The sequence below is a fragment of the Kushneria sp. EE4 genome (genome assembly GCF_977968315.1).
On record NZ_OZ386212.1, the window covers coordinates 3,177,232 to 3,189,946 of the forward strand.

The window sequence follows — 12,715 nt, forward strand, 5'->3', positions numbered from 1 at the left end:
AGGCGCTGATACCAAAGGCCGATCGGGTCGCATGCCAAACGGGATGACGCGCAGGCCGGGGCAGGTCAGTATCATCCCGATACTTCTTTCATGGCGCTGTCTGGAGCCACCATGTCTCTGCTTTCTTCCGATCGTGAGCACGCCCTCTCCCTTGCGCTTAAAACGTGGCATTCGGGGACCTTCACCGAGGATCTCGCGCGCCGTATCGCCTATCGCACCGTCAGTCAGAACCCTGACTGTCGCGAGACGCTGGGCCGCTATCTCGATGATGAGATCGCGCCGCTGCTGGCGCGCCTGGGATTTACCTGTCGCTCGATCGATAATCCACAGCCGGAAGGGCCACCGCTTTTGATGGGGCATCGGCTAGAGTCGCCGGATCTACCGACACTGCTGATCTACGGCCACGGCGATGTGACGCCGGGGCAGGACAGTCAGTGGCAGCAAGGCCTCACGCCCTGGCAGCTGACGATGCAGGCGGGTCGGCTCTACGGGCGCGGCGCGGCGGATAACAAGGGGCAGCACAGCGTTAACCTGGCAGCACTGGAGGCGGTCATTCAGGCGCGAAAGGGCCGGCTGGGGTTCAATCTGAAGATTATTTTCGAGATGGGGGAAGAGGTCGGCTCGCCGGGGCTTGAAGAGGCGTGTCGCCAACATGGCGATGCCCTGTCGGCGGATCTCTTCCTGGCCTCGGATGGCCCCCGGATTCGCCACGATATGCCGACCCTGTTTCTCGGCTCGCGCGGCATGTATCGATTCAGACTGACGCTGGAGACCGGCAACGGCAACCGTCATTCCGGCAACTGGGGCGGCGTGATTACCAATCCGGCATGGGTCATGACGCATGCGCTGAGCACGCTGGTATCAAAACAGGGTGTTCTCCAGGCGGACTGTCTGCGGGCGCCCGATATGCCGGCCTCGGTTCGCGCACTGGTGCGCGATCTGCCGGTGGGTGGGCAGGGCGGTGATCCTGCCATCAATGCCGACTGGGGCGAACCGGGAATGACGTTTGGTGAGAAGCTTTATGGGGCCAATACGTTCGAGATACTGGGACTGTCGAGCGGCTCGACCGAGCAGCCGATGGCGGCCATTCCGAGCCGGGCAGAGGCCGTCTGCCAGCTGCGCTTTGTGGAGGGTACGGCCTGGCAGACGCTGGGCGACAGGCTGCGCGCGCATCTGGACGAGCATGGGTTTGAAGCGGTGACGCTCACCCCGGAGGGCGGCTATGCCGCCACCCGACTCGATCCCGACCACCCCTGGGTCGGCTTCGTACAGGAGTCGATGCAGCAGAGCCTGGGCGAAACGGTCCATCTATTGCCCAATCTCGGCGGCACGATTCCCAACCACTGCTTTGCCGATGTGCTGGGCCTGCCGACCGTGTGGGTGCCACACTCCTATCCCTCCTGTCAGCAGCATGCCCCCAACGAGCATCTGCCTGAACACATCGTGACGCAGGGTCTTGTCGGCATGGCCGGCATTTTCTGGGATCTGGGCGAGCGGGGGGGCCGGGCCTTTTGATGGCCGATAGCCCTGCACGCGCCTACTGATACTCGCTGTGCGCCAGCGGCGTCTGAACACCCGGCGCCATCTGCTGGCGCCACTGCTCGCGACAAAAGCGAAAGCGCTCGGCCGGGCGGCCGCCGGTGGTGGTATCGACAGCACCGGTGGGCACGACCAGCCCGGTGCGGTCCAGCGCACGGCGAAAGTTCTGCTTGTGCAGGCGACAGCCGATGATCGCCTCGATGGTCAGCTGCAGCTGGGATAGGGTGAAGTGCTCGGGCAGCAGATCAAAAACCACCGGGCGATAGCGCAGCTTGCCGCGCAGGCGGTCCATGGCGGTGGCGAGAATACGGCGGTGATCGGACATCAGCGGCTGTCCGGGCAGGGTGGTAATGACCTCGCAGCCGTCATCACGCTGGGCCTCGGGTGCAAGCCCGGCTTCATACAACAGCTCGAAGCGTTCCAGCACCCGGGTATCCACCCAGCGGGCGCCGTCCAGGCCAAAGGCCAGCTGGACCCGCTGGCGGCGCGCCTCCCGATGCGCCTGGTCAACGCCGGCATCGACCCAGCGTGACAGCGCCGGGGCGATGGTCATGTCGATCATCGCGGGTCGGCCGTGACGATAGTCCTCCCACGGGAAATGGTCATACCAGCTGGTCCAGACGGCATGCTCGTCAAGCAGGGACTGCTGATGTGACACCAGTCCCAGATGGCCGATGGAGATGTGGCGCGTGATCTCGTGGCCGGGCGCATCCGGTTCGAGACGGTCCTGATCACCGAAGGTATAGAGCTGCTCGACATAGTCCAGCGCCAGACCGGTCTGACGGGCGACGCGGTCACGCAGGCCCAGCTCGAAGGTGCGGTGATGACGCGGGTCAAAATCACCCGCCGGCAGCATCGGCGCACGGCAGCGATCCAGAGGGCAGGTGAGCAAAACGGTAGGGGTTGCCGACTCCATGGCGATGACGACGGCAGAGAGTTCGATGGCAATGACAGCGCTGTCTGGCATGGTGACGGCCCGGGGCATTTCGTAGTCAGCAGAGGATGCGGCAGGGCGACATTGTGTCACAACCCGGGCCCGGGTGGCGGATAAAGAAAAACCCCTGCACAGGCAGGGGTTTTCAATAGGCAGGAAAACGGCGCCCGGTCTAGGCGGCCTTTTCCTTGTCCTTGTCGCCATCACCTCTTTCGATGCGTTTGGTGATGTAGTACTGCTGCGCGATCGAGAGCAGGTTGTTGGTAATCCAGTAGACCACCAGACCCGCCGGGAACCACAAAAAGAAGAAGGTGAAGACAATCGGCAGCATCTTCATGATCTTCGCCTGCGTGGGGTCCGGCGGTGTCGGATTGAGCTGCTGCTGCAGGAACATGGTCAGACCCATGATGATCGGCAGGATGAAGTAGGGATCCTGCGCGGACAGATCATGAATCCAGAGCATGAACGGCGCGTGGCGCAGCTCGATCGACTCCATCAGCATCCAGTAGAGCGCGATAAATACCGGCATCTGGATCACGATGGGCAGACAGCCGCCCAGAGGATTGATCTTCTCCTTCTGGTAGAACTTCATCATCTCCTGCGACATCTTCTGGCGATCGTCGCCGTGCTGCTCCTTGATGCGCTGCATCTCGGGGCCCATCTTGCGCATCTTGGCCATCGACTTGTAGGCGGTGGCAGACAGCGGGAAGAGCACAGCCTTGACCAGTACGGTCAGCAGGATGATCGAGAAGCCCCAGTTGCCGATCAGCGCATGGATATGCGTTAGCAGCCAGAACAGCGGGTTGGCCAGAAACCACAGCCAGCCGAAATCGACGGTGAGCTGCAGGTGCGGTGCGACAGCCTCAAGACGCTCGTGCTCCTTGGGACCGACATAGAGCGTGGCGGACAGATCGCCATTCTGACCCGGTGCCACGGTTTCGCTGGGGCTGGCAAAGGCCGCCACGTTGCGTCCGCGCTGGTCGACATCGGCGTAATACAGGTTCTGCTGGTCCTGATTGGGCGCCCAGGCGGTAGTAAAGTAGTGCTGAATGATCGCCACCCAGCCGCCGCGGACATCCGTGTTGTTGAACTTGCCGTCCTGGATGTCGCCAAAGCCCACCTTCTGGTAGTGCTCGTCCGGTGAGGAGAAGGCCGCGCCCAGATAGGCATGCATGCCCACACCGGCGCCGCTGGTCGGGTCGTCGCTGTTGTCACGGGCGAGCTGGCCGATAAAGCGGGCGCTGACCGGCGTCTGCGAGACGTTGTCGATCAGGTAGTCGACCCTGACCGCGTAGCTGTCGCGCTCGAAGGTGAAGCGCTTGATCACATTCACGCCGTTGACGGTCGCGCTCATGTCGACCTGAAGCGAGTCCTGATCATCCCCCAGCTGGTAGCTGGTCTGCTCGGGATTGAAGGTGATCCGGCCCTGATGGCCTTCCATCTGCAGTCCGGAGCGCGCGATATAGCTGCGGCGCTGATCATCGGAGAGCAAAACGAAGGGGGCATCGCTGTCGAGACGCTGGAGATGCTTTGGCAGGGCGGCATAGACAATGTCGCCACCGCGCGGGTCGATGCGCAGATCAAGGGCGTCGGTGCGAACGCTGACCAGACGGGTGTCCTGAGCATTGGCATCGTTGTCGGCACTGTCCGTCTCGCCCGGCATGGTACCGGTGTCCGGCGCGCTGGCGCGTTCACTGGCGGCCTCGGGGGCATCGAGCGACTGCTCACCGGGTTCAACGTCACTGCTGCTTTGCTGGGTCAGGGCAGGGGGCGCTTCATCCGGACGGTCGTTATGCCCGTGATCATTGCTCCATTGAATGACCATCAGGTAGGCAAGTACGGCCAGCGGGATGACAAAAAGAAGTCGTTTCAGATCCATTGGGATTGCCCGGTGGGAAAATGTCGACGCGGCGCAAGAAAACGACGGGTCGCACTCGACGGTTCGTCGCGCCTCGTATTATTGCTGATGCTCCGGCTGACGTTTGACGTCCTTTTCAAGGCGTCGCCACATGCCGTGAAGCTGTCTGGCCAGTGTTTCCGAGTCGATTTCGTGCACGCCCTTGCGTGACAGCACGACAATATCCACACCCGGCAGCCACTGCTGGCGCAGTCGCACCGATTCTCGAGTCAAGCGCTTGAGACGGTTGCGATCCACGGCCCGGCGCACGTTCTTCTTGCTGAACACCAGTCCCACACGAACGTGACCGAGATCGTTGGGGGTGGCGAGTGCCAGAAGACCCTTGCCGTGAATCCTGAAACTGGCATGTTCGAAAACATGACGGTATTCCCCGGCGGTCAGGATTCTGAGACCGCGGGGAAATCCCTGACTGGTCATGAGCTCGGCTGATCCGTTAAGCGGATCAGGCGCTCAGGCGCTTGCGGCCCTTGGCGCGGCGACGCGAGATGACCTGGCGGCCGTTTTTGGTGGCCATGCGGGCACGGAAGCCGTGGTTACGCTTGCGCTTGAGCACGCTGGGCTGGAAAGTACGTTTCATGGTTGCGATTCCCGAATTGAGACTTGAGTGATCGGTGACACCGATGCCCTCAAAATCGAGGCGCACGGGGGTCAAGAGCCGGGATTCTAGAGAATTCAACGAGTGCGTGCAATTTTTATCCACGCACGTTTGCCAGTGCACTGTGCATAACTTTGTGTACAAGCCGGGCATATCGTTTCCGGGAGACCGACGGTGTGACCCCCGGGAGGCCCGGGTGGCGGGGATAAGGTTATCCACAGCCCGTTTCGACCCCCAACCCGGTGTGGATAACCCGCTGCGCGAGCGTTACACTACCGCCCCATTTGCACGACTCACCATCAAGAGGTCGCGTGTGTCCATCGCTCTCTGGCAGCAATGTCTTGACTATTTACAGGATGAATTGAGCTCTCAGCAGTTCAATACCTGGATCCGTCCCCTGCAGGCCGAAAGCGGTTCCAGTGACCACGAACTCTCCCTGCTGGCCCCCAATCGCTTTGTGCGTGACTGGGTCAACGACAAGTATTTAAAGCGCATCAACGAACTGATGCGCGAGCTGGCGCAGGGCCGTCCGCCGAAGGTGTCGCTGGATATCGGCAGTCGCCGCACGGTGTCCAATCCCGTGTCGCGTCCGACGACCGACAGCGAACCGGCGACCAGCCAGACGCAGAACAATAGCGGCGATCACGGGCAGGCGGCCTGGTCTTCAGGCGTGACACGTTCCTCGGCGCGTGCGCCCATGCCGCCGTCGCCACCCACGTCGCCGCGCGGCGACTATCAGGACGAGCGCGAGATTCCCGCGGCGCCGCCCTCCGGCAATACGGTGGGCGGGCGTCGCAGCGACAGCGGTGAGCGCCAGGTGCAGGTCGAGGGCAGCATCCGTCACCAGAGCGGACTCAATCCGGGGTTTACCTTTGAAACCTTTGTCGAGGGTAAATCCAACCAGCTGGCGCGGGCCGCCTCGCGACAGGTTGCCGAAAACCCCGGCGGTGCCTACAACCCGCTGTTCCTTTATGGCGGCGTCGGTCTGGGTAAAACCCACCTGATGCACGCGGTGGGCAACCATCTGGCCGGACTGCGCGACAACGCCCGGGTGGTCTATCTGCACTCCGAGCGCTTCGTGGCCGACATGGTCAAGGCGCTGCAGCTCAACGCCATCAACGACTTCAAGCGCTTTTATCGCAGCGTCGATGCGCTGCTGATCGATGACATTCAGTTCTTTGCCGGCAAGGAGCGCTCCCAGGAGGAGTTCTTCCACACCTTTAATGCGCTGCTTGAGGGCGGCCAGCAGATGATTCTGACCTCGGACCGCTACCCCAAGGAGATCAGCGGCGTCGAGGAGCGTCTGAAATCGCGCTTTGGCTGGGGCCTGACGGTGGCGATCGAGCCGCCGGAGCTCGAGACCCGCGTGGCGATTCTGATGAAAAAGGCCGAGCAGGCGAAGGCCGATCTGCCCCACGACGCGGCGTTTTTCATCGCTCAGAAGATTCGCTCCAACGTGCGTGAGCTGGAAGGCGCGCTCAAGAAGGTGATCGCGGACTCTCACTTCATGGGCCAGCCCATCAATCAGGAGTTCATCCGCGAATCGCTCAAGGATCTGCTGGCGCTGCAGGACAAGCAGGTGGGCGTGGACAACATTCAGCGCACGGTGGCCGAGTACTACAAGATCAAGGTGTCCGATCTACACTCCAAGCGCCGTTCGCGCTCGGTCGCCCGCCCGCGTCAGGTCGCCATGGCGCTGGCCAAGGAGCTGACCAACCACAGCCTGCCCGAGATCGGCGATGCCTTTGGCGGTCGTGATCACACCACGGTGCTGCACGCCTGCCGCAAGGTGGTGGAACTTCGGGAAGAAAATTCTGATATCCGCGAAGACTACAAGAACCTGCTGCGTCTTTTGACCAGCTGATGATCGCTCGTACGGTCTGCATCGCGCACTCATCAGCGGTGACCGACATGACAACACTGTGGCCGGAACAAGAGCCTGAAAAGAGTGGAGCCCCATGAAATTTTCCATTTCGCGTGAAGCCCTGCTGCGCCCGCTGACGCTGGTGGCCGGGGTGGTCGAGCGCCGTCAGACCCTGCCGGTGCTCTCCAACGTTTTACTGACGGTCAGCGATGACGAACTGTCGCTGACCGGCACCGACCTCGAGGTCGAGCTGATCGGTCGCGTGGCGCCCTCGAGTATCGAGGAAAGCGGCGCGGTGACCGTGCCGGCGCGCAAGCTGATGGACATCTGCAAGTCGCTGCCCGACCAGTCCGAGATTACCCTGACCATCGAGGAAAACCGGGCGCTTTTGCGGGCCGGGCGCTCGCGCTTTACGCTGTCGACCCTGCCGGCGGCGGAATTCCCCAGCATCGATGAAGGCCAGGGCAGTACCGAACTCACCCTGCCGCGCCGCACGCTCAAGCAGCTCATCGATGCCACCGGCTTTGCGATGGCGCAGCAGGACGTGCGCTATTACCTCAACGGCATGCTCATCGAGCTGCGCGATCATCTGGTGCGCACCGTGGCCACCGACGGCCACCGCCTGGCCGTGTGCTCACGCAGTGCCGATATCGCCCTTGAGGAACCCCAGCGTCTGATTCTGCCGCGCAAGGGTGTGGTCGAGCTCTCGCGCCTGCTCGATGACAGCGACGAGCCGGTCACGCTGATGCTCGGCGCCAGCCATCTGCGCGTGCGCACCGGCGCTTACACCTTTACCTCGCGACTGGTGGACGGCAAGTTCCCCGATTACGAGCGGGTCATCCCCAAGGGTGGCGACAAGCAGATTCTGGCCGAACGCGGCGAGCTGCGTAAGGTGCTCTCGCGAACCGCCATTCTCTCCAACGAGAAGTATCGCGGCGTGCGGCTCAATCTGGAAGCGGGCAATCTGCGGGTGCTGGCCAACAACCCCGAGCAGGAAGAGGCCGAAGAGAACGTGGCGATCGACTACAGCGGCAGCGCGCTGGAGATCGGCTTTAACGTCGGCTATCTGATCGATGTGCTCAGCGTACTCGACACCGATCAGGTCCAGCTGACGCTGTCCGACCCCAACAGCAGTGCGCTTCTGGAAGCGCCCGGCGGCGGCGATGCCATGTACGTTGTCATGCCGATGCGGCTCTGACGTTTTTGCTGCATCGTCGGCCACACCAGCGCCCGGCTCCGGCCGGGCGCGCGTCCCTTTCGGATTGCCATGCCGCTTGATCATCTTCACTTTCAGGGACTGCGCAATCTGCCCTCTGTCACATGGCAGCCCGGCGCGCACGTCAATCTGATCTTCGGCGACAACGGCAGCGGCAAGACCAGCCTGCTGGAAGGCCTGCACATTCTGGGCATGGGGCGCTCGTTTCGTACCCGTCAGCTCAAGCATGCCATCACCCATGATCAGGACGCCCTGACGCTGTTTGGCCGGCTGACAGGGGAGCCACCGCTGCCGCTGGGCGTGGAGCGTCGTCGCGACGCTGATGGCCTCAATGTGCGAGTGGCCGGCGAGAAGATCGACCGCATTGCCGAGCTGGCCCGCCACCTGCCCATGCAGCTAATCAACCCCGATGCCTTTCGTCTGATCGAAGGCGCGCCAGCGGCGCGGCGCGAATTTCTCGACTGGGGCGTGTTTTACGTTTACCCCGATTTTTTCGATGTCTGGCGCCGCGCAAGACGCGCGCTCAAACATCGGAATGCGCTGCTCAGACATGATAGAATCGACGAACAGTCGCTGGCCCTCTGGAGCCGCGAACTGGCGCGCTGGAGCGATCGGCTGGATGCAATGCGCAGTGACTGGATGGCGCGCTTTTCAAACGTTTTCAGCGCAACGCTTGCCGAGCTGATCGATCTGCCGGAACTGTCGCTTCGCTACCATCGTGGCTGGGACAAGAGTCGCCCACTCGAGGAGATCCTTCTGGAGAGCGTGGCCACCGACCGCCAGATGAAGTTCACCCAGCAGGGGCCACAGCGCGCTGATCTGCGCCTGCGCATGGGGCGCTATCCGGCGGCCGAAGTCCTCTCCAGAGGACAGCAGAAGCTGGTGGTCAGCGCCATGAAACTGGCGCAGGGGCGGCTTCTGGAGCAGGAAGACCGTCACCGCTGCCTCTATTTGATCGATGATCTGGCCGCTGAACTGGACGAACAGCACCGCCGCGCCTTTTGTCGGCTGCTGGAACAGATGAATTGTCAGACCTTTCTGACCGGTATCGAGCCCGCCTCCCTTGAGGGGCACTGGAGTGTCGATACCGACGTCAAAAGGTTTCACGTGAAACAGGGTCGTCTGGCAGGCACTGCCGACGGCGCGATGACCCGGGAGCATCAATGAGCGAACCACAGGCTTACGACTCATCGAGTATCAAGGTTCTTAAGGGGCTGGACGCGGTACGCAAGCGCCCGGGCATGTACATTGGCGATACCGATGATGGCACCGGTCTGCATCACATGGTGTTCGAGATCGTCGACAACTCGATCGACGAGGCGCTGGCCGGCCACTGTAGCGAAATCCGGGTCGTCATCCACCCCGATGAGTCTGTCACCGTCTCCGATGACGGCCGTGGCATCCCGACCGATATCCACTCCGAAGGCGTGTCGGCGGCGGAAGTGATCATGACCGTGCTCCACGCCGGCGGCAAGTTCGACGACAACTCCTACAAGGTCTCCGGCGGACTGCACGGCGTGGGGGTCTCGGTGGTCAACGCGCTGTCCGAGCAGCTCAAGCTCACCATCTGGCGCAAAAACCAGGTTCACGAGCAGATCTACAAGCATGGTGTGCCGCAGTCGCCGCTGGCGGTGGTGGGCGACACCGAGCGCTCCGGCACCCAGATTCATTTCAAGCCTTCACCGGAGACGTTTGCCAATATCGAGTTTCACTACGATATTCTGGCCAAGCGCCTCAGAGAGCTGTCGTTTCTCAACTCCGGCGTGGCGATTCGCCTGCTCGACGAGCGCGACGGTCGCGAGGAGCTGTTCCACTACGAGGGCGGGCTGCGCGCCTTTGTCGATCACCTCAACACCAACCGCACCACCGTCAATCCGGTGTTTCACTTCAACGCCGAGCGTGAAGACGGCATTGCGGTGGAAGTGGCGATGCAGTGGAACGACAGCTACAGCGAAAACATCTTCTGCTACACCAACAATATTCCGCAGCGCGACGGCGGCACGCACATGGCGGGCTTTCGCGGCGCGCTGACCCGAAGCCTCAACAGCTACATCGAGGCCGAGGAGCTGCAGAAAAAGTCCAAGGTGGCCACCTCCGGTGACGATGCCCGTGAAGGCCTGACCGCGATCATCTCGGTCAAGGTGCCCGACCCGAAGTTCTCCTCGCAGACCAAGGACAAGCTGGTCTCCTCCGAGGTGAAAACGGCCGTCGAGCAGGAGATGAGCCGTCAGCTCTCCGACTATCTGCTGGAAAACCCCAATGACGCCAAGGCGATCGTCAACAAGATGCTTGACGCCGCCCGTGCCCGCGATGCCGCCCGCAAGGCGCGCGAGATGACACGCCGCAAGGGCGCGCTGGATATCGCCGGGCTGCCCGGCAAGCTGGCCGACTGTCAGGAAAAGGACCCGACCCGTTCGGAGCTCTACCTGGTCGAGGGTGACTCCGCCGGCGGCAGCGCCAAGCAGGGCCGCGATCGCCGCACCCAGGCGATCCTGCCGCTCAAGGGCAAGATCCTCAACGTCGAAAAGGCCCGCTTTGACAAGATGCTCTCCTCGGCCGAGGTCGGCACCCTGATCACCGCGCTGGGCTGTGGCATCGGCCGTGAAGAGTTCAACGCCGACAAGCTGCGCTATCACTCGGTCATCATCATGACCGACGCCGACGTCGACGGCTCGCACATTCGTACCCTGCTTTTGACGTTTTTCTTCCGTCAGATGCCGGAGCTGATCGAGCGCGGCCACATCTTCATCGCCCAGCCGCCGCTGTACAAGATCAAGCGCGGCAAAAACGAGATGTATCTCAAGGACGAGGCGGCGCTGATCCAGCACCTGACCACTACTGCCCTTGATGGCGCACAGCTTTACGTCAACGCCGACGCCCCGGGCATTGGCGGTGAGCATCTCGAAAAGCTGGTGCATCAGTATCGCGACGTGATGGACCGTCTTGACCGTCTGGCCCGCGTCTATCCGGCCGATGTGCTCAAGCGATTGATCTACGCCGACCCGGTCAGCGAAGAGATGCTGTCCGACAAGGCCGCCATGACGCGCTGGATCGAGGCGCTGCAGGCTGATCTGGACGAGCTTATCGCCTACGAGGGCGGGCCGCGCTACATCTTCCGTCTGGTGCACAGCGAAGAGCGCGGTCTATATCTGCCGGCGGCCGTGTTGAGCGCCCACGGTGTGGAAACCGACTATCCGCTGGGACTGGGCTTTTTCCAGTCGGCCGATTACGCCGCCATGGTCGCGCTCAATCGTGCGCTGGACGGTCTGCTGGAAGAGGGCGCCTACATTGCCCGCGGCGAGCGCTCCAAACCGGTCGAGAACTTCCACGACATCCTCACCTGGCTGATGGCCGAGGCCAGCCGAGGCTTCAGCATCCAGCGCTACAAGGGGCTGGGTGAGATGAATCCGGACCAGCTGTGGGAAACCACCATGGACCCGGAAAGTCGCCGCATGCTCAGGGTCACCATCGAGGACGCCATCGGCGCCGACATGATGTTCAACACCCTGATGGGCGACGAGGTCGAACCGCGTCGTGACTTCATCGAGCAAAACGCGCTGGTGGCGAATCTGGACATCTGATCCGGCCACGCTTTTGACGAATCCAACCGGAGCCCTGCGCTCCGGTTTTTTATGCCCTGACCTGTCTGTCGGTCATGTTCGCTGATAAGGAGCGACGCCCTGATGCTCGATAGTGTCGGCCCCCTGGCCGGACAGTTTTTCGGTCTCGTCTCGCTGCTTCTCTGTCTGCTGGCCTTTGCCAGCCGGCGCGACGAGCGGTTAATGGTCCTGCTGATTCTCGCCAACGTGGCATTTGCGCTGCAGTTTGCCTTTCTGGGCAGCTGGACGGCCGCGGCGCTGTCGCTGGTGGTGATCCTGCGCATTGCGCTGGCCCGGCGCTATCCCGGCAACCGATGGGTCATGGCGGGGGTGCTGGCGGCAAGTGCGCTCGTCGCCATGCTGACCTGGCAGGGCATGGCCGACCTGCCGGCGCTGGTCGCCATGGTGATCGGCACCACCGGCATGTTTCTGCTCAAGGGCATCGCCATGCGTGTCTTTCTGGCGCTGGCGGCCGTTGCCTGGCTTTTCAGCCATTGGCTGGCCGGCGCGGCGGGCGGCATGCTGGCCGAGGCGCTGGTGATCGTCACAAGTCTTGTCACCATCATCCGGTTGATGCGCGCCAAAAGGCGCTATCCACAGGCGTTCGAGTAACCGGTTACCTCGATAAACCACTTTGGCGCCATGCGGCCAAAATCGCGGCGAACGTTGGTTTTAAGGGCCGCCTTCGAGTCCAGCACCACACACACTCCCCCCTCGCGTACGAACACCACCCAGTGCCAGAAGGGCACACCGCTGATTTCTCGCCACTTGATGGCCAAAAGCGCCCGGTCCGGCAGGTCATCCCAGCCGGTAAAGGGCTGCTCGTCGCTGGAAGCCTCGATACTCAGAGACGCCAGAAGCCTTCTGACATGCGCCGTTTGCGACCACAGCGTGCGGTCATGGGCATGGATGCCAAGCGCGGCGGCCCGCGTTCGTGCGGTTTCATAATCAAGGCCTGCCAGCGCGGCGCAGGCCGCGATGCCGCAGCCGGTGGGTTCTTGTTGTATGACGGGTTTTTTGGGCTGAGCAAGCAGTGTCATGGCGTGATCC

General features: G+C 62.4%; 11 protein-coding genes. 6 read left to right on the forward strand and 5 right to left on the reverse strand.

The window, feature by feature from the left end:
* Positions 1 to 111 precede the first annotated feature (111 nt).
* A complete protein-coding gene (locus ACXMYO_RS14385) occupies positions 112 to 1,515 on the forward strand; it encodes a M20 family metallopeptidase (protein ID WP_457809214.1) in 1,404 nt (467 codons plus the stop codon).
* Positions 1,516 to 1,537: 22 nt separating this feature from the next.
* Here ACXMYO_RS14385 and ACXMYO_RS14390 read toward each other — a convergent pair whose 3' ends face one another.
* The 4 genes from ACXMYO_RS14390 to rpmH form a co-directional block, all read right to left on the reverse strand.
* Positions 1,538 to 2,506 carry an NUDIX hydrolase gene (locus ACXMYO_RS14390; protein ID WP_457809215.1) on the reverse strand — a complete coding sequence of 323 codons (969 nt, stop codon included), beginning with the start codon at positions 2,504 to 2,506 and terminating at the stop codon, positions 1,538 to 1,540.
* Between the two features lie 139 nt (positions 2,507 to 2,645).
* The gene (gene yidC, locus ACXMYO_RS14395; protein WP_457809216.1) at positions 2,646 to 4,352 is read right to left on the reverse strand and encodes a membrane protein insertase YidC; all 1,707 of its coding nucleotides are present in this window, start codon (positions 4,350 to 4,352) and stop codon (positions 2,646 to 2,648) included.
* Between the two features lie 78 nt (positions 4,353 to 4,430).
* The gene (gene rnpA / locus ACXMYO_RS14400; protein WP_438765557.1) at positions 4,431 to 4,808 is read right to left on the reverse strand and encodes a ribonuclease P protein component; all 378 of its coding nucleotides are present in this window, start codon (positions 4,806 to 4,808) and stop codon (positions 4,431 to 4,433) included.
* Between the two features lie 25 nt (positions 4,809 to 4,833).
* Positions 4,834 to 4,968 carry a 50S ribosomal protein L34 gene (gene rpmH, locus ACXMYO_RS14405; protein WP_086623304.1) on the reverse strand — a complete coding sequence of 45 codons (135 nt, stop codon included), beginning with the start codon at positions 4,966 to 4,968 and terminating at the stop codon, positions 4,834 to 4,836.
* A 331-nt stretch (positions 4,969 to 5,299) separates the two neighbouring features.
* On the opposite strand from rpmH, the gene dnaA reads away from it, so the two are divergent.
* The 5 genes from dnaA to ACXMYO_RS14430 all read left to right on the forward strand — a co-directional run bounded on the left by dnaA (position 5,300) and on the right by ACXMYO_RS14430 (position 12,277).
* Positions 5,300 to 6,850, forward strand: coding sequence for a chromosomal replication initiator protein DnaA (dnaA, locus tag ACXMYO_RS14410; protein ID WP_457809217.1), 1,551 nt, complete (start codon positions 5,300 to 5,302; stop codon positions 6,848 to 6,850).
* Between the two features lie 94 nt (positions 6,851 to 6,944).
* Positions 6,945 to 8,048, forward strand: a complete 1,104-nt coding sequence (dnaN, locus tag ACXMYO_RS14415) for a DNA polymerase III subunit beta (protein ID WP_438765560.1) — start codon at positions 6,945 to 6,947, stop codon at positions 8,046 to 8,048.
* Between the two features lie 69 nt (positions 8,049 to 8,117).
* On the forward strand, positions 8,118 to 9,233 hold the full coding sequence (recF, locus tag ACXMYO_RS14420) for a DNA replication/repair protein RecF (RefSeq protein WP_438765561.1): 1,116 nt from the start codon (positions 8,118 to 8,120) through the stop codon (positions 9,231 to 9,233).
* Positions 9,230 to 11,647: a DNA topoisomerase (ATP-hydrolyzing) subunit B gene (gene gyrB, locus ACXMYO_RS14425; RefSeq protein ID WP_438765562.1), complete on the forward strand. Its 2,418-nt coding sequence runs from the start codon at positions 9,230 to 9,232 to the stop codon at positions 11,645 to 11,647. Before recF ends, gyrB begins: the two co-directional genes overlap by 4 nt.
* A 102-nt stretch (positions 11,648 to 11,749) precedes the next feature.
* Entirely contained in the window at positions 11,750 to 12,277 is a 528-nt protein-coding gene (locus ACXMYO_RS14430) for a YgjV family protein (protein ID WP_438765564.1), read from the forward strand.
* Here the strand turns inward: ACXMYO_RS14430 and ACXMYO_RS14435 are convergent.
* Positions 12,256 to 12,705: a hypothetical protein gene (locus ACXMYO_RS14435; protein WP_457809218.1), complete on the reverse strand. Its 450-nt coding sequence runs from the start codon at positions 12,703 to 12,705 to the stop codon at positions 12,256 to 12,258. The genes ACXMYO_RS14430 and ACXMYO_RS14435 overlap by 22 nt on opposite strands.
* Between the last annotated feature and the right edge of the window lie 10 nt (positions 12,706 to 12,715).

What these genes read in the sequence shown, in the direction of transcription:
- ACXMYO_RS14385 (WP_457809214.1), top strand. Translation starts at nt 112, where the DNA reads ATGTCTCTGCTTTCTTCCGATCGTGAGCACGCCCTCTCCCTTGCGCTT.
- ACXMYO_RS14390 (WP_457809215.1), bottom strand. Translation starts at nt 2,506, where the DNA reads ATGCCAGACAGCGCTGTCATTGCCATCGAACTCTCTGCCGTCGTCATC.
- ACXMYO_RS14430 (WP_438765564.1), top strand. Translation starts at nt 11,750, where the DNA reads ATGCTCGATAGTGTCGGCCCCCTGGCCGGACAGTTTTTCGGTCTCGTC.
- ACXMYO_RS14435 (WP_457809218.1), bottom strand. Translation starts at nt 12,705, where the DNA reads ATGACACTGCTTGCTCAGCCCAAAAAACCCGTCATACAACAAGAACCC.
- gyrB (WP_438765562.1), top strand. Translation starts at nt 9,230, where the DNA reads ATGAGCGAACCACAGGCTTACGACTCATCGAGTATCAAGGTTCTTAAG.
- dnaN (WP_438765560.1), top strand. Translation starts at nt 6,945, where the DNA reads ATGAAATTTTCCATTTCGCGTGAAGCCCTGCTGCGCCCGCTGACGCTG.
- recF (WP_438765561.1), top strand. Translation starts at nt 8,118, where the DNA reads ATGCCGCTTGATCATCTTCACTTTCAGGGACTGCGCAATCTGCCCTCT.
- rpmH (WP_086623304.1), bottom strand. Translation starts at nt 4,968, where the DNA reads ATGAAACGTACTTTCCAGCCCAGCGTGCTCAAGCGCAAGCGTAACCAC.
- yidC (WP_457809216.1), bottom strand. Translation starts at nt 4,352, where the DNA reads ATGGATCTGAAACGACTTCTTTTTGTCATCCCGCTGGCCGTACTTGCC.
- rnpA (WP_438765557.1), bottom strand. Translation starts at nt 4,808, where the DNA reads ATGACCAGTCAGGGATTTCCCCGCGGTCTCAGAATCCTGACCGCCGGG.